Origin of the sequence: Streptomyces sp. NPDC051684 (assembly GCF_044453445.1) — a bacterium.
Classification (GTDB): domain Bacteria; phylum Actinomycetota; class Actinomycetes; order Streptomycetales; family Streptomycetaceae; genus Streptomyces.
The window spans coordinates 258,128-284,039 of sequence record NZ_JBITCS010000002.1; the positions used below are offsets into that span (position 1 = coordinate 258,128).

Sequence of the window (25,912 nt, forward strand, 5' to 3'; positions counted from 1 at the left end):
ACTGGATCAGAGCGCCGCGAAGGCGTTCTCGATGATGTCGAGGCCCTCGTTCAGGAGCTCCTGGCCGATGACGAGCGGCGGCAGGAAACGCAGCACGTTGCCGTAGGTGCCACAGGTGAGGACGAGCAGGCCCTCGGCGTGGCAGGCCTTGGCGAGCGCGGCGGTGGCCTCCGGGTTCGGCTCCTTGGTCGCCGGGTCCTTGACCAGCTCGACGGCGATCATGCCGCCGCGGCCGCGGATGTCGCCGATGACCGGGAACTTCTCCTGCATCGCCGACAGGCGCGACTTCATCGTCGTCTCGATCTCCTTCGCCTTGGCGTTGAGGTCGAGCTCCTTCATCGTCTCGATGGCGCCGAGCGCACCGGCACAGGCCACCGGGTTGCCGCCGTAGGTGCCGCCGAGGCCGCCCGCGTGCGCGGCGTCCATGATCTCGGCCTTGCCGGTGACGGCGGCGAGCGGGAGGCCGCCCGCGATGCCCTTGGCGGTCGTGATCAGGTCCGGGACGATGCCCTCGTCCTCGCACGCGAACCACTGGCCGGTGCGGCAGAAGCCGGACTGGATCTCGTCCGCGACGAAGACGATGCCGTTGTCGGCGGCGAACCGGCGGATCGCCGGGAGGAAGCCCTTGGCCGGCTCGATGAAGCCGCCCTCGCCGAGCACCGGCTCGATGATGATCGCGGCGACGTTGTCCGCGCCGATCTGCTTGGTGATCTGGTCGATCGCCTGGGCGGAGGCCTCGGCGCCCGCGTTCTCCTGGCCGGTCGGCCAGCGGTAGCCGTAGGCCACCGGGACGCGGTAGACCTCGGGGGCGAACGGGCCGAAGCCGTTCTTGTACGGCATGTTCTTCGAGGTCAGCGCCATCGTCAGGTTCGTCCGGCCGTGGTAGCCGTGGTCGAAGACGACGACCGCCTGGCGCTTGGTGTGGGCGCGGGCGATCTTGACGGCGTTCTCGACGGCCTCGGCGCCGGAGTTGAAGAGCGCGCTCTTCTTCTCGTGGTCGCCCGGCGTGAGCTCGGCGAGGGCCTCGGCGACGGCGACGTAGCTCTCGTACGGCGTGACCATGAAGCAGGTGTGGGTGAAGTCCTGCAGCTGCGCGGAGGCGCGGCGGACCACGGCCTCGGCGGAGGCGCCGACGGAGGTCACGGCGATGCCGGAACCGAAGTCGATCAGGCGGTTCCCGTCGACGTCCTCGATGATGCCGCGGTCGACCTTGGCGGTGAACACCGGCAGCGTGGAGCCCACGCCTGCGGCGACGACCGCGGTGCGGCGGGCCTGCAGCTCCTGCGACTTCGGGCCGGGGATGGCGGTGACGACGCGGCGCTCCTGCGGGATGTCGCTCATGCGGGACTCCTGGTTCTTGATCCGGTCCCGGGTTCGGTGTCGAGGTCGCTGGGCCGCTGGGTCGCTGTGCCTCTAGTGCCTCTAGGTCGATGCCGCCGGGGCTGTTTTCGGGGGTTTCTCGCAGGTTAGGGGCGGGGGAGCGGGGTGGTCATGCTCCATCGGGGCGGGGTCGGGATTGGGTGTTGTCCGTCTTGGACAGGTGTGGATCGAGTGCGGCCGCGGCAGCGGTCGGACGCGCGGCGCCGCGACGGGCCCGGCCCATGGGGCGCGTATGCGGTGAACTCCCCTGGTGCGGGCATTAGATTGAGGCCCGATCGACGCACATGGCACGAGTGGACCGGGCAGGTCAGGGGGCGGCGCCCTCCTGACGGATCGGGCTGGACACGGAAAGCGCCGGGCGTCGGTGCAGACAAGTGGGGTCTGGTGCGTGCGGCTGCAAGGCGGAGGAGGGCGTCAACGCGGAGCGTTGGCAACCGACGACAACGCGGCAGATGTGCGTGCCAGGGCCCGCGACTCCAGCAAGATCCGTCAGGAGGGCGTCAAGCGATGGACAGCGACAGCGGGATGCGGGAGACGCAGGGGGCCGGGGGCGATCGGCGGGCCGCCGCGCCCGTGCCGCGTCCCGCGCGGCCGCCCCGTCCCGCCGCCCCGCCGATGCCCCGGCAGGCGCCGAGCGCGTCCCGCGGTGCGGTGGCCGAGTGGCTCGCCGCGCGCCGACCCAAGGCGCAGCCGGGCGTCTGGCGGTACGAGTACGAGCCCCGGCCGCCCCAGCAGGACACGGCTGCGCTCGGGCGCAGGCTGTTGCTGTGGATGGCGCTGTCGTTCCTGGTCGGCATCCTGCTGTGGAGCCTGTGGCGGCGCGGCACGCTGCCCTACCAGTGGGCTCCGCTGAAGATCTTCACGCCGGACAGCTGGTGGTGGCCCGGCACGACCACGGTCCGCGACCCGAAGGCATCCGACGCGCTCGCCGTCTACGAAGGCGTGGCGTTCGCTGTGCTTGTCTTCCTGGTGGGGCGGTTCGGGGCGTGGGGGGAGGGCATCCAGCACTTCGTCGTGCGGCGCCCGCAGCCCGCTCGCGCCGTCATCGCCTCGGTCGCCGCAGTGGGTGTGCTGATCTTCGTATGGCCTTACGCACTGGGGCTCGACTGGCGGCCGCTGCCGATCGTCGACCCAGTGTTCTCCCTCGTCATCCTCATCGCGGGCGGCAACGGTTTCCTCCGGAGCGTGCCGATCCTCGCCTACCTGCTGTACGGCCTGATCGCCGCAGCCGTCCTGTACCCCTTCGCCCGGGTCGGCGGCTGGCTGGAGTTGTGGTCGGGGCGCCGGCGGAGCAGGGTCCCGGCGCCACCCGCCGCACCACCCGCGCGCGCTGCCTGGTCGCAGCTGCGCGAGGCCGGCCAGGACCAGGCCGCCGACGTGCTCACCGCCGAGGTCGCGGGCGGCCGCATGAACGACGTCGACTGCGCCCGCGTCACGCACGCCTGGCGGCAGGCCGCCGATCCGGCGACCTTCGCCAAGACCGTGCTCAAGCAGGGCGCGGGCGCCTGGGCGCACCCCTCGGGCCAGCGCGATCTGCCCGCCCGCGCGGCGGCGCACGACCTGCTCGTCGGACAGGTGCGGATCGGCTCCTACGCGAGCGACGAGCGCAATCCCTACGCGCTGCGCGGCGCGGGCGTCGCCCTCGACCCGAGCCTGCTCGGCACCTCGCTCCTCGCCGTCGGCCCGCCCGGCGCGGGCAAGACGGCGGGCGTCGTCCGCCCCGTGGTCGAGTCCCTGGCGCTCCAGGCGCTCACCGGGCAGTGCGCCGTGCTCGCGGTCTGCGCGAAGGGCACCCCACTCGGCCCCGACGACGCGTACGACGTGGTGGTCGGTCCGGGCGACCGGACGTCGCTGCACGACCTCGACCTGTACGCGGACGCCACCGACGCGGACGAGGCGGCGGGCTTCCTCGCCGAGGGCCTGATCGGCGACCTGGACGCCGTGGACACCCGGCGCGCGGCTACGGCGCTGGCCCAGCTTCTCGGCCCCTACCGCGAGGCGTACGACGCGTTCCCGGCGGTGCCGGTGCTGCGCGAACTCCTTGAGGGCGAGCCGGGGGCCCTCGCCGACCTTGAGGGGCGGCTCCCGGCGGACTCCGCGATGCGCCGCGAACTCGACGCCCGGCTGCGCCAGTCGGGCACCGCGAACGACCCGGGCCCGATGCTCGCCGACCGCCTCGCCCTCCTGGACCGCCCGGTCTTCTCCGGCTTCTTCGACCCGGCGGCCGCCCGCCCGTTCTCTGTGCGGGCCCTCGCGCACCACCCGCTGCGGGTCCGCGTCGACCTGCCCGAGCAGGGCCACGAAGAGGCGTCGCGGCTGCTCGCCCGGCTGCTGCTCGCCCAGTTCACCTCCGTCGTACGGGGCCGGGCGGGGCGCTCCCACTTCGCCTGCCTGGTCCTCGACGACGCGGCGCGCACCGTGACCCCCGAGACGGTCCGCGGCATTCAGCGATTGCGCTCCACCAACGCCGGGGTGGTGCTCGGGCTGCGCACCATCGGCGAGGTCGCCGAGTCCCTGCAGGGCCCGCTGTACGCGGCCGTCGGCTGCCGCATGGCGTTCTCCGGGGTCACCACATGGGACGGGCGGCGCTTCGCGGAGGCCTGGGGCACGGAGTGGGTGGAGACCGAGGAGGTCGCGCAGCACGCGGTGTTCGCGCAGCAGCCGCTGACCCGCGCCCTGCACAAGGCGCGCCGGATGGTGACCGGGAAGGCCGTCACCACGGACGCCGTCACGGTGCGCAAGGTGGAGCGCGAGCGCTGGTCGGCCTCCGACCTGGCGCACGCGGTGCCGCCGGGGCACGCGGTGCTGTCGCTCACCACCGTTCGTGGTGAGCACGCTCCGCCGCTGCTCGTGGACCTGAGGGGCTGAGAGGGGCGTGAAAGCGCCTGAAGGTTGACTGAGCTTTCAGGGGGCCCGGCCCCGGTAGTACGTACGGTGAGGCAGAATCGGCACTGGTCGTTCATACGGACCGGCCAAAAGCTTCACAGGATCCACGAGAGCCGGATCCCCGTGAGACCCACGAGAACCGATCTCCGAGTACGTCCAGCCACCCCCTGTACGCCCAGCTGACCCGAAGGTCTGGCCCATGCCGCCCACGCTCGCCTCGCTCGTCCACCACTCGGCGCTCAAGCTCGGCGTGCGCGCGGGCGAGCAGCACCTGGACACGCCGGTCCGCTGGGCGCACGTGAGCGAGCTCGCCGACCCCGTCCCGTACATGGAGGGCGGCGAGCTCCTCCTGATCACCGCGCTCAAGCTGGACGCCGAGGACCCCGACGCCATGCGCCGCTACGTGAAGCGGCTCGCCGAGGCGGGGGTCGTCGGCCTGGGCTTCGCCGTCGGCGTCAACTACGACGACGTCCCCGAGGCCCTCGTGAAGGCGGCGCAGGACGAGGGACTGCCGCTGCTCGCGGTGCCGCCGCGCACGCCCTTCATCGCCATCAGCAAGGCGGTCTCCGCCGCGATCGCCGCCGAGCAGTACAAGGCCGTCACGTCCGGGTTCGCCGCCCAGCGCGAACTCACCAAGCAGGCGCTGGGCAGCGGGCCCGAAGGGGTGCTGGCCGTGCTCGCCGCGCAGGTCGACGGGTGGGCGGCGCTGTACGACGCGTCCGGCGCCGTCGTCGCCACCGCGCCGGACTGGGCGGGCCGCCGTGCCGCCCGCCTGACCGGCGACGTGGAGCGGCTGCGGGACCGGCCCGCGCCCGCCAGCGCGGTCGTGGAGAGCGGCTCCGACGACCGGGTCGAACTGCACTCCATCGGCACGGGCCGGCGGCCCCGCGCGGCCCTCGCGGTGGGCACGGCCGCGACCCTCGGCACCGCCGAGCGCTACGCCCTGCACTCGGCCATCGCCCTGCTGACCCTCACCACCGAACGCTCTCGGGCGCTGTACGCGGCCGAGCAGCGGATCGGCGCGGCCGTGCTGCGGATGCTGCTCGCGGGGGAGCCCGACCACGCGCGGGCCGTCGCGGGCGACCTGTATGGGGCGCTGCTCGACGCCCCGTTCCGGATGGTGATCGCGGAATCCGTGGCGCCGCCGCCCAGCGGGGTCGCGCCGGCGACCGGCGCGAAGTCGGGCGGGGCCCGGTCGGCCGGGACGGCGGCGCTGCTCGCGGAGGCGGTGACCGGGGCCGGTGGGCCGGGGATGGGGTCGCTGCTGACCCTCGCGGACGTCGTGGAGTCCGCGGCGGCGCGCTCCGGCGAGGCGCTGCTCGTCGTGCCCGAGGGCGAGCGCCTCGTGCTGCTCGCCGTCGACGGCGGGGCGGCGGCCGAGGCCTGCCTCCAGTACGCGGAGGCACTGGAGTCGACGCGCGGCGAGGGCTCCTCCGAGGACGAACTGGTCATCGGCTTCTCGGCGCCGGCCGGGCCGATCGCGGCGGTCTCCGCGTACAAGCAGGCCGAACAGGCGCTCTCGGTCGCCCGCAGGCGCGGCCGCATCCTCGTCGAGCACGAGGACGTGGCGACGGGCTCGGTGCTGCCCCTGCTCGGCGACGACGCGGTCCGGGCGTTCGCGGACGGCCTCCTGCGGGCGCTGCGCGACCACGACGCGACGGGCCGGGGCGACCTGGTGGCCTCGCTCCGGGCGTGGCTCTCCCGGCACGGCCAGTGGGACGCGGCGGCGGCGGACCTGGGCGTCCACCGCCACACGCTCCGCTACCGGATGCGGCGGGTCGAGGAGATCCTCGGCCGCTCCCTGGACGACCCGGACGTCCGCATGGAGCTGTGGCTGGCGCTGAAGGCGACCGGGACCTGATCGCGCCCACCCGGCGTTGCGCCCGCGGGGCTCCGCCCCGGACCCCGCTGCTCGATCGCCGCAGGGGCTTGATTTGCCCACCTCGCGCTTGATCTCTCAAGGCCCGTCGCCGATGGACCTTTCAAGCCCCGCCGGCGATTGAGGCGCGGGGTCCGGGGCGGAGCCCCGAGGCCGTAACGCCGTTGTGCCAATCCGTCGAAGACGACAGTGCCCACCACTCCGTAACGTCGAAACGACCACCCGCCGCTCCCGGCCTACCTTGGTCACACCCACCGCAACATCCACGGAGAGGCCGGTAACCGACCCATGACCACCCACGCCTTCTGGCTCGCCGGCCGCCAGGCCACCGGTGACACGACGTTCGACGTCCACAACTCCTACGACGGCCGCCTCGTCGGCACCGTCGCCGAGCCGACCGAAGCCCAGGTGGAGGAGGCCGTCGCCGCGGCCCACGCCGTGGTCGACGAGTTCGCCGCGACCCCCGCCCACGTACGGGCCAAGGCCCTGAACCACGTGGCCGACCGCCTCGTCGAGCGCACCGAGGAGATCGCCCAGCTGATCTCCGCCGAGAACGGCAAGCCGATCAAGTGGGCCCGCGGCGAGGTCGGCCGCGCCGTCTCCGTGTTCCGCTTCTCCGCCGAGGAGGCCCGCCGCTGGAACAGCGGCGAGGCCCAGCGTCTCGACACCGACGCGGGCGGCACCGGCCGCATGGCCATCACCCGCCGCATCCCGAAGGGCGTCGTCCTCGGCATCGCGCCCTTCAACTTCCCGCTGAACCTGAGCGCCCACAAGGTCGCCCCGGCCATCGCGGTGGGCGCGCCCATCATCCTCAAGCCGGCCCCGGCCACCCCGATCTCCTCGCTGATCCTCGGCGAGCTGCTTGCGGAGACGGACCTCCCGGCCGGCTCCTGGTCCGTCCTCACGGTCCCGAACGACCGCATGCCCGCCCTGGTCCAGGACGAGCGCCTCCCGGTCATCTCCTTCACCGGCTCGGGCCCGGTCGGCTACGCGATCATGGACAGCGTGCCGCGCAAGCACTGCACCCTGGAGCTCGGCGGCAACGGTGCGGCCGTCGTCCTCGCCGACTACGCCTCCGAGGCGGACCTGGACTGGGCGGCGCAGCGCATCGCCACCTTCTCCAACTACCAGGGCGGCCAGTCCTGCATCTCGGTGCAGCGCGTCATCGCCGACGCCACCGTGTACGACCGGCTGCTGCCGAAGATCGTCGCGGCGGTCGAGGCCCAGGTCACCGGCGACCCGGCGGACGACGCCACCGACGTCGGCCCGCTGGTCAGCGAGGACGCCGCCAAGCGCGTCGAGTCGTGGGTGACCGAGGCCGTGGACGCCGGCGCGTCGCTCCTCGCGGGCGGCAAGCGTGACGGCGCCACCTACGCGCCCACCGTCCTCGCCGACGTCCCGGCCGACGTGACGATCGCCTGCGAGGAGGTCTTCGGACCGGTCCTCACGGTCAAGAAGGTGGACGGCGAGGCCGCTGCCTTCGCCGCCGTCAACGACTCCAAGTACGGCCTCCAGGCGGGCGTGTTCACGCACGACCTCCAGACCGCGTTCCGCGCCCACCGCGCGCTCGAGGTCGGCGGCGTGGTCATCGGCGACGCCCCGTCCTACCGCGCCGACCAGATGCCGTACGGCGGCGCCAAGCAGTCCGGCGTCGGCCGCGAGGGCGTCAAGTTCGCCATGGACGACTACACGTACGAGCGAGTCCTCGTCCTGACGGGCCTCGCCCTGTAGTACGCACCAAAGACCCCGGCGCGCGCCTGATCCGCGCGCCGGTCACGACGGCCGGAGCCCACTGTGCGGGGGCTCCGGCCGTCGGCGTTCGGCTGCGCGAGGACTGGTCGACATGCCCGTTATCGGGTACATACGATCCAGTAGCACCGGTCGGTAACGAGCCGGGCGGTGGACCCGACGCGCGGCGAGGTGAACCTCATGTCCGCAACATCCAGGCCCAAGGTCTCGGAGCGAGAAGCACGCGAAGTCGCGGAGGCGGCCCGTGAACAGGACTGGCGCAAGCCCAGCTTCGCCAAGGAACTGTTCCTCGGCCGGTTCCGGCTCGACCTCATCCACCCGCACCCGCTGCCCGCCGACGAGGACGCGCAGCGCGGCGAGGAATTCCTGGCCAAGCTGCGCGACTTCTGCGAGACGAAGATCGACTCGGCCCGCATCGAGCGCGAGTCGCAGATCCCCGACGAGACGATCAACGGGCTCAAGGAGCTCGGCGCGCTCGGCATGAAGATCGATACGAAGTACGGCGGCCTCGGCCTCACGCAGGTCTACTACAACAAGTCGCTCGCGCTGGTCGGTTCGGCCTCGCCCGCCATCGGCGCCCTGCTCTCCGCGCACCAGTCCATCGGCGTACCGCAGCCGCTCAAGCAGTTCGGCACGCAGGAGCAGAAGGACACCTTCCTGCCGCGCTGCGCCCGCACCGACATCTCCGCCTTCCTGCTCACCGAGCCCGACGTCGGCTCCGACCCGGCCCGGCTCGCCACCACCGCGGTACCCGAGGGCGACGAATACGTCCTCGACGGCGTGAAGCTGTGGACGACGAACGGCGTCGTGGCCGACCTCCTCGTCGTCATGGCCCGCGTACCGAAGTCGGAGGGCCACAAGGGCGGCATCACCGCGTTCGTCGTCGAGGTGGCCTCCGAGGGCATCACCGTCGAGAACCGCAACGCGTTCATGGGCCTGCGCGGCATCGAGAACGGCGTCACCCGCTTCCACCGCGTCCGGGTCCCCGCGGCGAACCGGATCGGACCGGAGGGGGCCGGGCTCAAGATCGCGCTCACCACTCTCAACACCGGCCGCCTCTCCCTGCCTGCGATGTGCGTCGGCGCGGGCAAGTGGTGCCTCAAGATCGCCCGCGAGTGGTCGGCGGAGCGCGAACAGTGGGGCAGGCCCGTCGCGTTCCACGAGGCCGTCGGCTCGAAGATCTCCTTCATCGCGGCGACGTCCTTCGCGCTCGAAGCCGTCCTTGACCTTTCCTCGCAAATGGCCGACGAGGACCGCAACGACATCCGCATCGAGGCCGCCCTCGCCAAGCTCTACGGCTCCGAGATGGCCTGCTTGATGGCCGACGAGCTCGTCCAGATCCGCGGCGGCCGCGGCTTCGAGACGGCCGAGTCCCTCGCGGCCCGCGGCGAACGCGCGGTCCCCGCCGAACAGGTCCTGCGCGATCTGCGCATCAACCGCATCTTCGAGGGCTCGACCGAGATCATGCACCTGCTGATCGCCCGCGAGGCCGTGGACGCCCACCTGTCGGTCGCGGGCGACCTGATCGACCCCGAGAAGTCCTTGCAGGACAAGGCGAAGGCGGGTGCGAAGGCGGGCGGCTTCTACGCGAAGTGGCTCCCGAAGCTGGTCGCAGGACCCGGTCAACTTCCGCGCACCTACAGCGAGTTCCACCCCTCCGGTCACCCCGACCTCTCCATCCACCTGCGCTTCGTCGAACGCTCGGCCCGCAAGCTCGCCCGTTCCACCTTCTACGCGATGTCCCGCTGGCAGGGCCGCATGGAGACCAAGCAGGGCTTCCTCGGCCGGATCGTCGACATCGGCGCCGAACTCTTCGCCATGAGCGCGGCCTGCGTACGCGCCGAACTCCTGCGCACCACGGAGGCGTACGGCCGCGAGGCGTACCAGCTCGCCGACGCCTTCTGCCGCCAGTCCCGCATCCGCGTCGACGAACTCTTCGACCGGCTGTGGACCAACACCGACGAACTGGACCGCAAGGTCGTCAAGGGCGTCATCGGCGGTACGTACACATGGCTGGAGCAGGGCGTCGTCGACCCCAGCGGCGACGGCCCCTGGATCGCGGAGGCGGCGCCCGGACCGAGCAAACGCGAGAACGTGCACCGGCCGATCCGCTGATCCCGGCGCACTTGTGCCATCCCGTGTCGGACGCACAGGGAGTTCACGCAAGAATGGGGGGATGAGCGACAGCCCATCCCCCCTCGCGGACCCGCATCTCGTCTTCGACCCGGCCCCGGCCGACGCCCCTCGCGACGTCGCCGTCCTGGGCTCCACGGGCTCCATCGGCACGCAGGCCGTCGACCTCGTCCTGCGCAATCCCGACCGGTTCCGCGTCACCGCGCTCAGCGCCGCGGGCGGCCGCGTCGAGCTGCTCGCCGAGCAGGCGCACCGGCTGCGCGTACGCACCGTGGCCGTGGCCCGCGAGGACGCCGTGCCCGCGCTGCGCGAGGCGCTCACCGCGCAGTACGGGGCGGGGGAGCGGCTCCCCGAGATCCTCGCGGGACCGGACGCGGCCACCGAGATCGCGGGCCGCGGCGACTGCCACACCGTGCTCAACGGCATCACCGGCTCCATCGGCCTGGCCCCGACGCTCGCCGCCCTCGAAGCGGGCCGCACCCTCGCGCTCGCCAACAAGGAGTCGCTGATCGTCGGCGGCCCGCTGGTGAAGGCGGTCGCCGAGCCCGGCCAGATCATCCCGGTCGACTCCGAGCACGCCGCGCTCTTCCAGGCCCTCGCCGGCGGCACCCGCGCCGACGTCCGCAAGCTCGTCGTCACCGCCTCCGGCGGCCCCTTCCGGGGACGTACGAAGGCGGACCTCGCGAACGTCACCGTCGAGGACGCCCTCGCGCACCCCACCTGGGCGATGGGCCCGGTCATCACGATCAACTCCTCGACCCTGGTCAACAAGGGGCTCGAGGTCATCGAGGCGCACCTGCTGTACGACATCCCCTTCGACCGCATCGAGGTCGTCGTGCACCCGCAGTCCTATGTGCACTCCATGGTCGAGTTCGTCGACGGCTCGACGCTCGCCCAGGCCACCCCGCCCGACATGCGCGGCCCCATCGCGGTCGGCATCGGCTGGCCCGAGCGGATCCCCGACGCGGCGCCCGCGTTCGACTGGACGAAGGCCTCCAGCTGGGAGTTCTTCCCGCTCGACAACGAGGCCTTCCCCGCGGTGGGGCTCGCCCGGCACGTGGGGGAGCTCGCGGGCACGGCCCCGGCGGTGTTCAATGCCGCCAACGAGGAGTGCGTGGACGCGTTCTTGAAGGGCGCCCTGCCGTACAACGGGATCATGGAAACGGTGACGAAGGTCGTGGCGGAACACGACACACCCGGAACGGGAACTTCGCTCACCGTCGCGGACGTCCTCGAAGCGGAGACCTGGGCGCGCGCCCGGGCCCGTGAACTGACCGCAACGGACAAGGCAGCCGCGGAGGCTCGTGCATGACGACCTTGATGATGATCCTCGGCGTAGTCATCTTCGCGGTGGGCCTGCTCTTCTCCATCGCCTGGCACGAGCTGGGCCACCTGTCGACGGCGAAGCTCTTCGGCATCCGCGTCCCGCAGTACATGGTCGGCTTCGGCCCGACCATCTTCTCGCGGAAGAAGGGCGACACCGAGTACGGCGTCAAGGCGATCCCGCTCGGCGGCTACATCCGCATGATCGGCATGTTCCCGCCCGGCGCCGACGGCAAGATCGAGTCCCGCTCGACCTCGCCGTTCCGCTCCATGGTGGAGGACGCGCGCGCCGCGGCCTTCGAGGAGCTGAAGCCCGGTGACGAGACGCGGCTCTTCTACACGCGCAAGCCGTGGAAGCGCGTCATCGTCATGTTCGCGGGCCCGTTCATGAACCTGGTCCTCGCGATCGGCCTGTTCCTCACGGTCCTGATGGGCTTCGGCGTCACCCAGCAGACGAACGTCGTCTCGTCCGTCTCGTCCTGCGTCATCCAGGCCAGCGCCAACCGCGACAGCTGCAATGCCTCCGACCCGGAGTCCCCGGCGAAGGCGGCGGGGCTCCAGCCGAAGGACAAGATCGTGTCCTTCAATGGGGTCGCGACGGACGAGTGGAACGCCCTGTCCGACGAGATCCGCAAGAGCGCCGGCGACACCGTGCCGATCGTGGTCGAGCGCGACGGACAGCAGCAGACGCTGACCGCGAAGATCGCCACCAACCAGGTGCCGAAGAAGGACGCCAGCGGCCAGATCACCGACGGCTACGTCAACGCCGGCTTCCTCGGCTTCACCGCCGCCACCGGCGTCGTACGGCAGGACTTCGGCGACTCCGTGACCTGGATGTCCGACCGGGTCGGCGACGCGGTGGACTCCATCATCGCGCTGCCCGCGAAGATCCCGGCCCTGTGGGACGCGGCGTTCGGCGACGGCCCGCGCGAGCAGGACTCGCCGATGGGCGTGGTCGGCGCGGCCCGGGTCGGCGGCGAGATCTTCACCCTGGACATCCCGCCGACGCAGCAGCTGGCGATGGCGCTGATGCTGGTCGCCGGCTTCAACCTGTCGCTGTTCCTCTTCAACATGCTGCCGCTGCTGCCGCTCGACGGCGGGCACATCGCGGGCGCCCTGTGGGAGGCGCTGCGCAGGAACGTGGCGAAGGTGTTCCGGCGTCCGGACCCGGGCCCGTTCGACGTGGCGAAGCTCATGCCCGTGGCGTACGTGGTGGCCGGTGTCTTCGTCTGTTTCACCATCCTGGTGCTGATCGCGGACGTGGTGAACCCGGTGAAAATCTCCTGATCAGAAGCCGGTCATGCCCCGTTCGGGCACTGGTCGACAGCTGTTGGTGACTGCCCGGCACCATAGGTGCCGGGCAGTCCCTCTTTATGAGGGTTTACGGGGGCGCGATGTGCTGGTGCACGCGCCGGTGACGTAATCTCGGAAGCCTCTGGACTCGATCCACATCCTTGGGGTTGCACAGCAGATGACTGCGATTTCTCTCGGCATTCCGTCGGTACCGACCAAGCTCGCCGAGCGGCGCAAGAGCCGCCAGATCCAGGTCGGCACCGTGGCGGTCGGCGGAGACGCGCCCGTTTCGGTGCAGTCCATGACCACCACGCGCACCTCCGACATCGGCGCGACCCTGCAGCAGATCGCCGAGCTGACGGCGTCCGGCTGCCAGATCGTCCGCGTCGCCTGCCCTACGCAGGACGACGCCGACGCGCTGCCCGTCATCGCCAGGAAGTCGCAGATCCCGGTGATCGCGGACATCCACTTCCAGCCGAAATACGTCTTCGCGGCCATCGAGGCCGGCTGCGCCGCGGTCCGCGTCAACCCCGGCAACATCAAGCAGTTCGACGACAAGGTCAAGGAGATCGCCCAGGCGGCGAAGGACCACGGCACGCCGATCCGGATCGGCGTGAACGCGGGCTCCCTCGACAAGCGGCTGCTCCAGAAGTACGGCAAGGCGACCCCCGAGGCGCTCGCCGAGTCCGCGCTGTGGGAGGCGGGCCTCTTCGAGGAGCACGGCTTCCGCGACATCAAGATCTCCGTGAAGCACAACGACCCGGTGGTCATGGTCAACGCGTACCGGCAGCTCGCCGCGCAGTGCGACTACCCGTTGCACCTCGGTGTGACCGAGGCGGGCCCGGCGTTCCAGGGCACGATCAAGTCCGCGGTCGCCTTCGGCGCGCTGCTCTCCGAGGGCATCGGCGACACGATCCGCGTCTCCCTGTCCGCCCCGCCGGTCGAGGAGATCAAGGTCGGCAACGCGATCCTGGAGTCCCTCAACCTCAAGCCGCGCCGCCTGGAGATCGTCTCCTGCCCGTCCTGCGGCCGTGCCCAGGTCGACGTCTACAAGCTCGCCGAGGAGGTCACCGCCGGCCTCGACGGTATGGAGGTCCCGCTGCGCGTGGCCGTCATGGGCTGCGTCGTGAACGGGCCGGGCGAGGCCCGCGAGGCCGACCTCGGCGTCGCCTCCGGCAACGGCAAGGGCCAGATCTTCGTCAAGGGTGAGGTCATCAAGACGGTGCCCGAGTCGAAGATCGTCGAGACGCTGATCGACGAGGCGATGAAGATCGCCGAGCAGATGGAGAAGGACGGAATCCCGTCCGGTGAGCCCTCGGTTTCCATCGCAGGCTGACCCCATCACCGCCAGGCCCGCGCACCCTCCGGGTGGGCGGGCCTTTCGCGTAGGCGGCCCAGTGCGCCTTTCAGGGGCGCGGGGAACTGCGCGAAAGCGACCAACGGCGCGACCGGCAGCCGCCGACGGGAATCGGCCCCGTGCGCGAGCCCGTGACAGTCGCCGGCCGGTGCCGGAAAGTCACCGACCCGCCACACCCGCGGAGCGCCAGGTACAGTGCGGAGATCAGTAGCCCATCTGGTGAGGCCCCTCCGCACGTGTTGACTCAGACCACCACTCGGGTCCTCGAACCGAGTGACCTCGACGCAGCGCTCGCCGTCCTCGACCGTGAGCCCGTCGCGAACGCCTTCGTCACGGCCCGGGTCCGGGTCGCCGGCCTCGACCCGTGGCGGCTCGGCGGCGAGATGTGGGGCTGGTACGAGGACGGAATGCTGGAGTCCCTGTGCTACGCGGGCGCCAACCTCGTCCCGATCTGCGCGACCGACCGCGCCATCCGCGGCTTCGCCGACCGCGCCCGGCGGGCGGGCCGCCGCTGCTCCTCCATCGTCGGCCCGGCGCAGTCCACCGCCCGGCTGTGGCAGCTCCTCGAACCGGGCTGGGGCCCGGCCCGCGAGATCCGCGACCAGCAGCCGCTGATGGTGACCGACCGGATGCCCACGGACGTCACCCCCGACCCGTACGTCCGCCGCGTCCGCAAGGACGAGATGGACACGATCATGCCGGCCTGCGTGGCGATGTTCACCGAGGAGGTCGGCGTCTCCCCGCTGGCCGGTGACGGCGGCCTGCTGTACCAGGCGCGAGTCGCCGAACTGGTCGGTTCGGGCCGCTCGTTCGCCCGCCTCGACGAGCACGGCAAGGTCGCCTTCAAGGCCGAGATCGGCGCCGCGACCGATCAGGTCTGCCAGATCCAGGGCGTGTGGGTGGCCCCCGAGTACCGGGGCCTCGGCCTCGCCGCCCCCGGCATGGCGGCGGTCCTGCGCTACGCGCTCGCCGACGTCGCACCCGTGGTCAGCCTCTACGTCAACGACTTCAACACCCCGGCCCGGGCCGCGTACCGGCGCGTCGGGTTCGAAGAGGTCGGGGCGTTCATGAGCGTGCTGTTCTGACGATGCGTGGACCGGGGTACCCTCCGGGCATGCCGCACCGGAACCGCACGGACGACCGCGCCGTCACCATCGGCCCCCTGGACCTGCGCAGCCGTGTCGACGAGGCGCTCGCCGTGCAGGCATACGCGTTCGGGCTCAGCGACGACGAGATAGCCGTCCGCCGGCAGATCGTGCTGCGGCACATCACCTATCCCGGGGCCCGCTCTCTCGGCGCCACGACCGGCAACGGACGGCTCGTCGGTTTCGTCTACGGGATGCCGAACGACCGCACCCACTGGTGGTCCACCGTCGTCGAGCCGTATCTGCGCACCCGCGGCGAGGACCACTGGCTCGACGACTCCTTCGTGATCACCGAGCTGCACGTGCACCCCGGCTACCAGAACCGTGGCGTCGGCCGGTCGCTCATCACGTCGATCACCGACGGCGCCACCCAGCCCCGCTCGATCCTCTCCGCGATCGACATCGACAGCCCGGCCCGCGGCCTCTACCACTCGCTCGGCTACGCGGACCTGGCCCGCCAGGTGCTGTTCCCCAGCGCCCCGCGCCCGTACGCGGTGATGGGCGCGCCGCTGCCGCTGCGACGTAATCCGTAACCGATTTCCGGCCGCACCCACGACCCGGCTAACCTCCTGACATCACCCTCCCCCAAGCTCTCAACTACGTTCGAGCAGGGGGCACCCCCTGTCGCAGGAGTCAGAATCATGGCCAAGGTCCAGGTCCAGCGCATGTCGAAGTTGATGGTGAAGACACTGCGCGACGACCCGGCGGACGCCGAAGTCCTCAGCCACAAGCTGCTGGTCCGCGCCGGATTCGTGCGCCGCACCGCCGCCGGTGTCTGGTCCTGGCTGCCGCTCGGGCGGCGGGTCTACGCGAACGTCGAGCGCGTCATCCGCGAGGAGATGGACGCCATCGGCGGCCAGGAGGTCCTGCTGCCCGCGCTCCTGCCCAAGGAGCCCTACGAGGCGACCGGGCGCTGGGAGGAGTACGGCGCCGAGCTGTTCCGCCTCCAGGACCGCAAGGGCGGCGACTACCTGCTCGGCCCGACGCACGAGGAGATCTTCACCCAGCTGGTCAAGGACCAGTGCACGTCCTACAAGGACCTGCCGGTGATCCTCTACCAGATCCAGACGAAGTACCGCGACGAGGCGCGTCCCCGCGCCGGCATCCTGCGCGGCCGCGAGTTCCAGATGAAGGACTCGTACTCCTTCGACCTCTCCGACGAGGGCCTCGGCGAGTCGTACGCGCTGCACCGCGCCGCGTACCAGCGCATCTTCGAGCGCCTCGGCCTCGACTACCGGATCTGCGCCGCGACCGCGGGCGCCATGGGCGGCTCGAAGTCGGAGGAGTTCCTGGCCCCGGCCGCGGCCGGCGAGGACACCTTCGCGGACTGCCCGGCTTGCGACTACGCCGCGAACACCGAGGCCGTCGGCTTCGCCGTGAAGGTCGTCGACGCGGAGGGCGTGCCCGCGCTCGTCGAGGTGCCCACGCCCGACACCCCGACCATCGAGACGCTCGCCGCGTACATGGAGGTCCCGGCGTCGGCGACGCTCAAGAACCTGCTCGTGAAGGTCGACGGCGAGATCGTCGCGGTCGGCGTTCCCGGTGACCGCGAGGTCGACATGGGCAAGGTCGAGGCGCACTTCGCGCCGGCCGCCGTCGAGCTGGTCACCGCTGAGGACTTCGAGGGCCGGGACGACCTGGTCCGCGGTTACGTCGGGCCGCAGGGCCTGGAGAAGGTCACGTACATCGCCGACCCGCGGGTCGCGCCCGGCACGGCGTGGATCACCGGTGCCAACAAGGACGGCGTGCACGCGCGCAACGTCGTCGCGGGCCGTGACTTCGAGGTGTCCGATTACGTCGACGTGGTCGTGGTCCAGGAAGGCGACCCGTGCCCCAAGTGCGGCACCGGCCTCAAGCTGGACCGTGCCATCGAGATCGGCCACATCTTCCAGCTCGGCCGCAAGTACGCGGACGCGTTCCAGCTCGACGTCCTCGGCCAGAACGGCAAGCCGGTGCGCGTCACCATGGGCTCGTACGGCATCGGGGTCTCGCGGGCCGTCGCGGCGCTCGCCGAGCAGCACGCCGACGACAAGGGGCTGATCTGGCCGGAGGAGATCGCCCCGGCGGACGTGCACGTCGTCGCGGCCGGCAAGGCGCTCCAGACGGAGCTGGCCCTTGAGGTCTCGGACAAGCTGGCGGCCGCCGGGGTCCGCGTCCTGGTCGACGACCGTCCGGGCATCTCGCCCGGCGTGAAGTTCACCGACTCCGAGCTGATCGGCGTCCCGCAGATCCTGGTCGCCGGGCGGCGCAGCGCCGACGGCGTCCTGGAGCTCAAGGACCGCCGCACCGGTGAGCGCGAGGAGCTGACGGTCGACGAGGCCGTCGCCCGGCTCACGTCCTGACCCACGGGAGGGCGGCACCGGGCGTGACGCCTGGTGCCGCCCTTCGCGTTGCGCCGGGGCGCGGTCGGGTGCCGTGGCGGGCGCCCGTGTTTCTGGTTGCGGGGCACCGTGGTCGCGGAGCTCGGCGGTGGTTGCGGCCTGCCGCCTTGATCGCGGGCTACCGTCCTTCGGCCCTTGATTGAGCGCGGCGGTTCCTCCACCGAGATTGCGCCGCCGCCGGCCCATCTCCCACCCGCGCGCCTCCTCCGGGGGCTTCGGCCTGTCCGGGGCGCGGGCCTGTGTCGTGGTGGGCGCTTGTGGTTCTGGTGGCGGGGAGCCGTGGTCGTGGAGCTCTGCCGTGGTGCCACCCGTCGCCTTGACCGCACCCTGCCGTCCCTTGGGCCGCTGCCCGCCCATCTCCCACCCGCCGCCCCCTCCGGGGGCTCCGGTCGTCCCGGGCGCGGGTCCGCTCGTGGTGAGCGCCCGTCGTTCTGGTTGCGGGCGCCGTGGTTGTGGGGCCGGCACTGCGGTGGTGTCCGCCGGCTGCTTTGATTGCGCGCTGCCGCTCCTCCACCGCCCGCCCGTCAGGACTCCGGCCGTCCAGCCCCGGCCCCGCATGCGCAGCACCGGGCTGAGGGACTGCGCCCCACGTGATCGATACGCGCCGTCGTCCCCGGTACGGCTGCGCCGTTGCCCGGGGCGACACCGTGGTCGGCGCCCGTCGTCATGCGTGCGCGGCACCGTGCGCCGCCTTGCCTACCTTGCCGCCCGGAGGAGGACGCCCTTGTTCGGAGCCTGTCGGGCCTGTCGGAGCCCTTGGCCAGATTGCCCAAGGCGTGGTGCGGCGGCGGATTACTAGCGTTGGTGGCCGCACCCCGTGAGGCCGAAGCCCCGGAGGGGGCGGGCGGGTGGGAGACAGGCGGGGGCGGCAAGGGCATGCCCCGCGGGAAGCGGGGCGCAGCCAGTTCGCGGAGGGCGGTGCCGGTATTTCGAGCCTCTGCGGCGATTGAGCAGCGGGGTACGGGGCAGAGCCCCGCGTCTTCTCCCACGGGAGGCGTAGGAGGGGGCCCGACCGGCCCGGACGTGGCGGGTCGACCCCCGGAGGGACCCGTTACAGCCAGCCCGCGAACTCCAACAGGTTCTCGCCGTCCTGATGACGGCCCACCCGGAGGGCGCGCGCACCCGACTCCACCGCCCGGAACAACGTCCACCCCCGCAGCCGCTCCTGGTCGACCTCCAGGGACTCCGCAAGGCGCTTCACGCGGCGCCGCGTGATGGCGGGGCCCGACGGGGAGCCGATGAGGTCCTCCACCCGGTCACGGACAAGCCGCGCCAGGTCGAACGCCGTCTCGCCGACCACCGGGTCCGGCCCGACCGCCAGCCACGGCATCCGCTCCCCGGACAGCACCTTGGACTGCCGGAACGTACCGTGCAGCAAACGGAGTTCGGGCGGCGCCGCCACCAGCTCGTCCCGGGTCTCGAGGGCCGCCTCGATCAGCGGCGCCACGTCGGGGAACGACTCCACCGTCGCCCGCATCCCGACCGCCTGGCGGCCCGTACGCTCCGGAACCGTCTCGCAGTTGCGCCCCTCCGGCGGGTCCACCCACAGGCGGCGCAGTGTGCCCGCCGCCTCCAGGAGCGCCTTCGCCTCCGGCAACGTACGGACGGAGATCTCCGGGTGCAGGCGTTCGAGGAGCAGCGCGCCGTCGTTCACGCCCGGGTCGAGCAGGCGTACCGCGCCGAAGCCGTCCCAGTGCGTCAGCGCCGCGCGCTCCGCCTCCGGACGGAACCGTTCCGGCGCCAGCTTCAGGATCGCCGGCGAGCCGTCCGCCCTGCGGACGTGGGCGACCAGGCTGCTGCGGCCCCCGGGCACGTGCACCCGTTCCACCGTCACATCGCGCCGCGCCGCCGCCTCGTCGAGCAGCGCGCCGACCCGGTCGAGCCACGCCGACGCCCCGTCGTCGCGCACCTCGCCGAGCGCGTTCACAAGACGCGGAGGCGGTTCGAATGCCATGCGCGGGGATTCCCTTCCCAAGTCTGCCTACGTGCTGGGGTCCTGCGAGGGGGACGCGGACGCCGACGGCGCCGCGGCCCGTTCGGAGAGCCCAGGGAAGGCTACGCTGCCGCCGCCCCAGCGCACGGCACGGACCGCCGCCTCACGGAGCGCGTCGGCCGCGCCGCGGCGCCGCTCACCGCTCGCCGCCCGTACGAGATCCGAGTAGACGCCCGCGACCCTGGACTCGATGTCCGCGGCGAGCCGCGCCGCCGCCGAGGAGTCGGGGACCGGGAACGGCAGCGCGTACGCCCCCGCCGACTCCTCGGGGTTGCCGCCCAGGTCGCGCACCGTGCGCCGCAGTTCGTCGCGGCGGGCGCGATGCGCGTCGTACGCGTCCCTGGCCCGGTCCCTGCGGTCCTCGCCGATCCGGCCGCCGACCACCCCGTAGCCGTACACCGCCGCGTGCTCGGCGCGCAGCGCCGCCTGCACCGCCGCGAGCAGCTGGTTCTCGCTCATTTCTGATCGTCCTCCGACAGCAGGTACGCGTGGGCCGCCCCGGCCGCCGCCACCGAGGCGAGCAGCCGCGCCAGCTCGCCGGGCGCGTCCGTGAGCGCGGCCATCCGGCGGTCCGAGAGCTGCTGCTCGGCCACCGAGAGCGCCTTGAGGATCTCCTTCTCGGCGGCGGGCGCGGGGGCGCCCTTCCGGCCGGGCGGCGCGGCCGCACCCGATGGCCCGTGCTTCGCGCCGAATGCCTTCACGTGCCGCTCGACCTCGGCCCGCAGCGGGTTCAGCCGCTCCGCGAGCGCCGGCCGGGCCGACACCGCACGGTCGTACTGGCCGAGGAGGTCCGAGCTCTCCCGCGCCGCCTGTGTCCGCAGCCGCTTCTCCTGCGCGGCGGCGGGCGCTCCGCTGCCCCCGTCGGCGCCGTCGCCGGAGTCCGAGCAGCCGGTCAGCAGCGCGGTCCCGGCCAGGGAGGCGAGCAGAGTCCTACGACGTGGCCCGGAGCGGGCGAGAGGGGGCAGCGGCACGGCAGGCGTCCTCAAGGGGCGAAGAGGCGGGAGGAGAGACGAACAAGGAGGCACGGCTTTCGGGGCGACTCCCTGATCGGAACTGATCAGGTTCGATCGAGCGGGAGTGGCGGTGATCACCGTACCGCCGCCCTTGCACGGGTGGACGGCAACACCCCCCTGGACCGGATACCCTTTGACCTGACGCGCAAGGAAAGTCAGTAACCACAACAGCACACGCGGCCGAGGAGTCACCCGGATGAGCACCACCCAGAACGAGAGGCTGCGGGAACTACTGGAACCGCTCGTCACCTCACAGGGGCTCGAACTCGAAGAGATCGAACCGGCCTCGGTCGGACGCAAGCGTGTGCTGCGCGTCGTCGTCGACTCCGAAGAGGGCGCCGACCTTGACGCGATCGCCGATGTGAGCCGCGCGCTCTCGGCGAAGCTCGACGAGAACGACGCCATGGGCGAGGGTGAGTACGAACTCGAGGTCGGGACCCCCGGCGCCGAGCGCCCCCTCTCCGAGCACCGCCACTACGTCCGTGCGACGGACCGCCTCGTGAAGTTCACGCTGAACGACGAGTCCGAGCTGGTCGCGCGCATCCTCAAGGTCGACGACGACGGCCTCGACCTCGAAGTACCGGGTGTGAAGGGCCGCAAGGCGACCACCCGAAGGCTCGACTTCTCGGACATCGCCAAGGCGCGGGTCCAGGTCGAGTTCAACCGCAAGAACAAGAACGACGACACCGACAACGACAACGAAGAGGAGGCGTAGCCGTGGACATCGACATGAGTGCCCTGCGGGGGCTGGTCCGGGAGAAGGAGATCTCCTTCGATCTGCTGGTCGAAGCGATCGAGTCGGCCCTCCTCATCGCCTACCACCGCACCGACGGCAGCTTCCGCCAGGCGCGCGTGCGGCTCGACCGCGACAGCGGCCACGTGACGGTCTGGGCCAAGGAGGACCCGTCCGACCTCGAGGAGGGCCAGGAGCCCCGCGAGTTCGACGACACCCCCTCCGACTTCGGCCGGATCGCCGCCACGACCGCGAAGCAGGTCATCCTGCAGCGGCTGCGCGACGCCGAGGACGACGCGACGCTCGGCGAGTACGCCGGCCGCGAGGGCGACATCGTGATGGGCCAGGTCCAGCAGGGCCGCGACCCGAAGAACGTGCTGGTCGACATCGGCAAGCTGGAGGCCATCCTGCCGGTGCAGGAGCAGGTCCCCGGCGAGGAGTACCCGCACGGCCTGCGCCTGCGCTCGTACGTCGTGCGCGTCGCCAAGGGCGTCCGCGGCCCCTCCGTGACCCTGTCCCGTACGCACCCGAACCTCGTGAAGAAGCTCTTCTCGCTCGAGGTGCCGGAGATCGCCGACGGCAGCGTCGAGATCTGCGCCATCGCGCGCGAGGCGGGGCACCGCACGAAGATCGCCGTGCGCTCCACCCGGAGCGGGCTCAACGCCAAGGGCGCCTGCATCGGCCCGATGGGCGGCCGTGTGCGCAATGTCATGGGCGAGCTCAACGGCGAGAAGATCGACATCGTCGACTGGTCCGAGGACCCGGCCGAGATGGTGGCCAACGCGCTGTCGCCGGCCCGCGTCTCCAAGGTCGAGATCGTGGACCTCGCGGCTCGCTCGGCCCGTGTGACGGTGCCCGACTATCAGCTCTCCCTTGCCATCGGCAAGGAGGGGCAGAACGCCCGGCTCGCGGCCCGGCTCACCGGCTGGCGCATCGACATCCGCCCGGACACCGACCAGGGCGGCGCCCCCGAGGGCTCTCCCGACGGGGAATAAAACCGAGCGCTCAGCGCTTGGATCACGACAGTATGTGACGAGCCAACCGTTCGATCTTTGCCCCAAAGGGGTGAGGTCGGTACGGGGAGGTAGACTTAACCGTGTCTGGTCGGACGCATGCCCGCGCATGCCCTGAGCGAACCTGCGTGGGATGCCGGGAGCGAGCGGCCAAGAGCGAACTGCTGCGGATCGTGGTGATCGAGGGCCAATGCGTCCCCGATGATCGCGGTACGCTGCCCGGCCGGGGTTCCTATGTGCATCCCGCCCTGGCCTGTCTTGACCTGGCGGTCCGCCGCCGGGCGTTCCAGAGGGCCTATCGGGCCCCTGGACCGTTCGACACGGCGGCCCTGCGCCACCGCGTCGAGCAGGCGACACCGTAAGAAGCGCCGCACGGAACCGCCGTGCGGCCCTGGTACCTCGCGAGTTGGAAGTAGGTCGAGATTGCGATGAGCACTCGATGAGTACGCGATGAGTACGCCCATGAAGTAGCGACGGTCCGGCGTAACCCGGACCTAAAAGGAGCGAAGTGGCTAAGGTCCGGGTATACGAACTCGCCAAGGAGTTCGGTGTAGAGAGCAAGGTCGTCATGGCCAAGCTCCAAGAACTCGGTGAATTCGTACGTTCGGCGTCCTCGACCATCGAGGCGCCGGTTGTACGCAAGTTGACTGACGCCCTGAACCAGGGCACCAACGGCGCGGCCAAGAAGGCCGCCCCGAAGAAGGCCGCGCCCGCCAAGCCGGCGGCGCCGCGTCCCACCCCCTCTCCCGCGCAGGCCGCCAAGCCTGCCGCCCCGCGTCCGGGCCCGGCTGCACCGAAGCCCGCCGCGGAGAAGCCCGCTGCCCCGGCCGCTCCGGCGACCCCGGGTCCGCGGCCGACGCCCGGCCCGAAGCCGGCCCCGAAGCCCGCTTCGCCGGCGCCCAGCACCCCGGAGTTCCAGGCTCCCGCCGCTTCGCAGGCCCCCGCGGCCCCGAAGCCCGGCGGCCCGGCCGCTCCGCGTCCCGGTGCCCCGAAGCCCGGTGGCCGTCCGGCCCCCGGTCAGGACCGTGGCCAGGGCCAGGGTGGCCAGCGCGGTGACCGTGGCGACCGTCAGGGCGCCCCGCGTCCCGGTGGCCAGGGCCAGCGTCCCGGCGGCGCCCGTCCCTCGGGCCCGCGTCCGGGCAACAACCCCTTCACCTCTGGTGGTTCCACCGGCATGGCGCGCCCGCAGGCGCCCCGTCCGGGTGGCGCCCCGCGTCCCGGCGGCCAGGGTGCCCCGGGCGGTCCGCGCCCGCAGGGTGGCGGCCAGGGTGGTCCCCGTCCGCAGGGTCAGGGCGGCAACCGTCCGAGCCCGGGCAACATGCCCCGTCCGCAGGCCGGCGGCGCCGGTGGTGCGGCCGGTCCGCGTCCCGGTGGTGGCGGCGGCAACCGTCCGAACCCCGGCATGATGCCGCAGCGTCCCGCCGCGGGCCCGCGTCCGGGTCCCGGTGGCGGCGGTCGCGGTCCCGGCGGCGGCGGTCGTCCGGGCGGCGGCGGTGGCGGTCGTCCCGGCTTCGCCGGTCGTCCCGGTGGTCCCGGTGGCGGTGGCGGCGGCTTCGCCGGTCGTCCCGGTGGTCCGGGCGGCGGCGGTCGTCCCGGCGGCTTCGGTGGCCGTCCCGGCTTCGGTGGTCGTCCCGGTGGTCCGGGTGCCCGTGGTGGCACGCAGGGCGCCTTCGGCCGTCCCGGCGGTCCGGCGCGTCGTGGTCGCAAGTCGAAGCGGCAGAGGCGCCAGGAGTACGAGGCCATGCAGGCCCCGTCGGTCGGCGGTGTGATGCTGCCTCGCGGCAACGGCGCCACGGTGCGTCTGTCGCGCGGTGCCTCGCTCACCGACTTCGCGGAGAAGATCAACGCCAACCCGGCGTCGCTCGTCGCGGTCATGCTGAACCTCGGCGAGATGGTCACGGCCACGCAGTCCGTCTCCGACGAGACGCTGCAGCTTCTCGGTGACGAGATGAACTACTCGGTCGAGATCGTCTCCCCCGAGGAGGAGGACCGCGAGCTGCTCGAGTCCTTCGACATCGAGTTCGGCGAGGACGAGGGCGGCGAAGAGGCCCTCATGGCGCGTCCGCCGGTCGTGACCGTCATGGGTCACGTCGACCACGGTAAGACGCGACTGCTCGACGCCATCCGCAAGACCAACGTCATCGCGGGCGAGGCCGGCGGCATCACCCAGCACATCGGCGCCTACCAGGTGGGCACCGAGGTCAACGGCGAAGAGCGCGCGATCACCTTCATCGACACCCCGGGTCACGAGGCGTTCACCGCCATGCGTGCCCGTGGTGCGAAGTCGACCGACATCGCGATCCTCGTGGTCGCGGCGAACGACGGCGTCATGCCGCAGACGATCGAGGCGCTCAACCACGCCAAGGCCGCCGAGGTCCCGATCGTCGTCGCGGTCAACAAGATCGACGTCGAGGGTGCCGATCCGACCAAGGTGCGCGGTCAGCTGACCGAGTACGGCCTGGTGGCCGAGGAGTACGGCGGCGACACCATGTTCGTCGACATCTCCGCCAAGCAGGGTGAGAACATCGACTCCCTGCTCGAGGCCGTGGTCCTGACCGCGGACGCCTCGCTCGACCTGCGGGCCAACCCCGACCAGGACGCGCAGGGTATTGCGATCGAGGCCCACCTCGACAAGGGCCGCGGTGCCGTCGCGACCGTCCTCGTCCAGCGAGGCACGCTCCGTGTCGGCGACACGCTGGTCGCGGGCGACGCCTACGGCCGTGTCCGTGCCCTGCTCGACGACAAGGGCGAGAACGTGCAGGAGGCGGGTCCCTCGACCCCGGTCCTCGTGCTCGGTCTCACCAACGTCCCGGGCGCCGGCGACAACTTCCTGGTGGTCGACGAGGACCGTACGGCCCGTCAGATCGCCGAGAAGCGTGCCGCCCGCGAGCGGAACGCGGCCTTCGCCAAGCGCGTGCGCCGTGTCTCCCTCGAGGACCTGGACAAGGTGCTCAAGGCCGGCGAGGTCCAGCAGCTCAACCTCATCATCAAGGGTGACGCTTCTGGTTCCGTCGAGGCTCTCGAGTCCTCGCTGCTCCAGCTGGACGTCGGCGAAGAGGTCGACATCCGGATCCTGCACCGCGGCGTCGGTGCGGTCACGGAGTCGGACATCGACCTGGCCATGGGCTCGGACGCCATCGTCATCGGCTTCAACGTCCGTGCGGCCGGTCGTGCCGCGCAGATGGCCGAGCGCGAGGGTGTCGACGTCCGGTACTACTCGGTGATCTACCAGGCCATCGAGGAGATCGAGGCGGCCCTCAAGGGCATGCTCAAGCCGGAGTACGAGGAGGTCGAGCTCGGCACGGCGGAGATCCGCGAGGTCTTCAAGTCGTCCAAGCTGGGCAACATCGCGGGTGTTCTCATCCGCTCCGGCGAGGTCAAGCGCAACACGAAGGCCCGGCTCGTCCGCGACGGCAAGGTCATCGCGGAGGACCTCAACATCCAGGGCCTGCGTCGTTTCAAGGACGACGTCACCGAGATCCGCGAAGGGTTCGAGGGCGGTATCAACCTCGGCAACTTCAACGACATCAAGGTCGACGACGTCATCGCGACGTACGAGATGCGCGAGAAGCCGCGCGTCTGATCCTGATGCACGACTGGGGCCGGTCGACGGGACTTATTTCCGTCGATCGGC

General features: G+C 71.7%; 18 protein-coding genes. 14 read left to right on the forward strand and 4 right to left on the reverse strand.

Annotation, left to right across the window (positions count from 1 at the left end; genetic code table 11):
- Positions 1-6 precede the first annotated feature (6 nt).
- Positions 7-1,341 (reverse strand): 4-aminobutyrate--2-oxoglutarate transaminase, encoded by a 1,335-nt coding sequence (gabT, locus tag ACIA8D_RS03695; protein ID WP_399228352.1) that lies wholly within the window; start codon positions 1,339-1,341, stop codon positions 7-9.
- Positions 1,342-1,887: 546 nt separating this feature from the next.
- On the opposite strand from gabT, the gene ACIA8D_RS03700 reads away from it, so the two are divergent.
- From ACIA8D_RS03700 to ACIA8D_RS03745, 10 genes are all read left to right on the forward strand, one after another.
- The gene (locus ACIA8D_RS03700) at positions 1,888-4,248 is read left to right on the forward strand and encodes an ATP/GTP-binding protein (RefSeq protein WP_399228354.1); all 2,361 of its coding nucleotides are present in this window, start codon (positions 1,888-1,890) and stop codon (positions 4,246-4,248) included.
- 217 nt (positions 4,249-4,465) lie between these two features.
- Complete coding sequence (locus ACIA8D_RS03705; RefSeq protein WP_399228356.1) at positions 4,466-6,127, forward strand: PucR family transcriptional regulator; 1,662 nt, start codon at positions 4,466-4,468, stop codon at positions 6,125-6,127.
- A gap of 306 nt (positions 6,128-6,433) precedes the next feature.
- The gene (locus ACIA8D_RS03710; protein WP_399228359.1) at positions 6,434-7,876 is read left to right on the forward strand and encodes an aldehyde dehydrogenase family protein; all 1,443 of its coding nucleotides are present in this window, start codon (positions 6,434-6,436) and stop codon (positions 7,874-7,876) included.
- A 198-nt stretch (positions 7,877-8,074) separates the two neighbouring features.
- Complete coding sequence (locus tag ACIA8D_RS03715; RefSeq protein ID WP_399228361.1) at positions 8,075-10,009, forward strand: acyl-CoA dehydrogenase family protein; 1,935 nt, start codon at positions 8,075-8,077, stop codon at positions 10,007-10,009.
- Positions 10,010-10,070: 61 nt separating this feature from the next.
- Positions 10,071-11,339 carry a 1-deoxy-D-xylulose-5-phosphate reductoisomerase gene (gene dxr / locus ACIA8D_RS03720; protein ID WP_399228364.1) on the forward strand — a complete coding sequence of 423 codons (1,269 nt, stop codon included), beginning with the start codon at positions 10,071-10,073 and terminating at the stop codon, positions 11,337-11,339.
- 8 nt (positions 11,340-11,347) lie between these two features.
- Complete coding sequence (locus ACIA8D_RS03725; protein ID WP_399228541.1) at positions 11,348-12,637, forward strand: M50 family metallopeptidase; 1,290 nt, start codon at positions 11,348-11,350, stop codon at positions 12,635-12,637.
- Between the two features lie 184 nt (positions 12,638-12,821).
- Positions 12,822-13,979 (forward strand): flavodoxin-dependent (E)-4-hydroxy-3-methylbut-2-enyl-diphosphate synthase, encoded by a 1,158-nt coding sequence (gene ispG, locus ACIA8D_RS03730; protein WP_399228365.1) that lies wholly within the window; start codon positions 12,822-12,824, stop codon positions 13,977-13,979.
- A 257-nt stretch (positions 13,980-14,236) separates the two neighbouring features.
- The gene (locus ACIA8D_RS03735; RefSeq protein ID WP_399228367.1) at positions 14,237-15,085 is read left to right on the forward strand and encodes a GNAT family N-acetyltransferase; all 849 of its coding nucleotides are present in this window, start codon (positions 14,237-14,239) and stop codon (positions 15,083-15,085) included.
- 29 nt (positions 15,086-15,114) lie between these two features.
- Positions 15,115-15,678: a GNAT family N-acetyltransferase gene (locus ACIA8D_RS03740; RefSeq protein WP_399228368.1), complete on the forward strand. Its 564-nt coding sequence runs from the start codon at positions 15,115-15,117 to the stop codon at positions 15,676-15,678.
- A gap of 108 nt (positions 15,679-15,786) precedes the next feature.
- On the forward strand, positions 15,787-17,487 hold the full coding sequence (locus tag ACIA8D_RS03745; RefSeq protein ID WP_399228370.1) for a proline--tRNA ligase: 1,701 nt from the start codon (positions 15,787-15,789) through the stop codon (positions 17,485-17,487).
- Between the two features lie 1,090 nt (positions 17,488-18,577).
- Here ACIA8D_RS03745 and ACIA8D_RS03750 read toward each other — a convergent pair.
- Genes ACIA8D_RS03750 through ACIA8D_RS03760 form a run of 3 tightly spaced genes read right to left on the reverse strand, consistent with a single transcriptional unit; the run spans position 18,578 to position 20,490 of the window.
- Entirely contained in the window at positions 18,578-19,480 is a 903-nt protein-coding gene (locus ACIA8D_RS03750; protein ID WP_399228371.1) for an aminoglycoside phosphotransferase family protein, read from the reverse strand.
- Positions 19,481-19,507: 27 nt separating this feature from the next.
- Positions 19,508-19,978, reverse strand: coding sequence for a ferritin-like domain-containing protein (locus tag ACIA8D_RS03755; protein WP_399228373.1), 471 nt, complete (start codon positions 19,976-19,978; stop codon positions 19,508-19,510).
- Positions 19,975-20,490: a hypothetical protein gene (locus ACIA8D_RS03760; RefSeq protein WP_399228375.1), complete on the reverse strand. Its 516-nt coding sequence runs from the start codon at positions 20,488-20,490 to the stop codon at positions 19,975-19,977. Before ACIA8D_RS03760 ends, ACIA8D_RS03755 begins: the two co-directional genes overlap by 4 nt.
- 238 nt (positions 20,491-20,728) lie before the next feature.
- On the opposite strand from ACIA8D_RS03760, the gene rimP reads away from it, so the two are divergent.
- The 4 genes from rimP (at position 20,729) to infB (ending at position 25,861) form a co-directional block, all read left to right on the forward strand.
- Positions 20,729-21,247 (forward strand): ribosome maturation factor RimP, encoded by a 519-nt coding sequence (gene rimP, locus ACIA8D_RS03765; RefSeq protein ID WP_399228377.1) that lies wholly within the window; start codon positions 20,729-20,731, stop codon positions 21,245-21,247.
- Between the two features lie 2 nt (positions 21,248-21,249).
- A complete protein-coding gene (gene nusA / locus ACIA8D_RS03770) occupies positions 21,250-22,260 on the forward strand; it encodes a transcription termination factor NusA (protein ID WP_399228379.1) in 1,011 nt (336 codons plus the stop codon).
- Between the two features lie 101 nt (positions 22,261-22,361).
- Entirely contained in the window at positions 22,362-22,640 is a 279-nt protein-coding gene (locus ACIA8D_RS03775; protein ID WP_399228381.1) for a YlxR family protein, read from the forward strand.
- 146 nt (positions 22,641-22,786) lie between these two features.
- Complete coding sequence (gene infB / locus ACIA8D_RS03780) at positions 22,787-25,861, forward strand: translation initiation factor IF-2 (protein ID WP_399228383.1); 3,075 nt, start codon at positions 22,787-22,789, stop codon at positions 25,859-25,861.
- Positions 25,862-25,912: the final 51 nt, after the last annotated feature.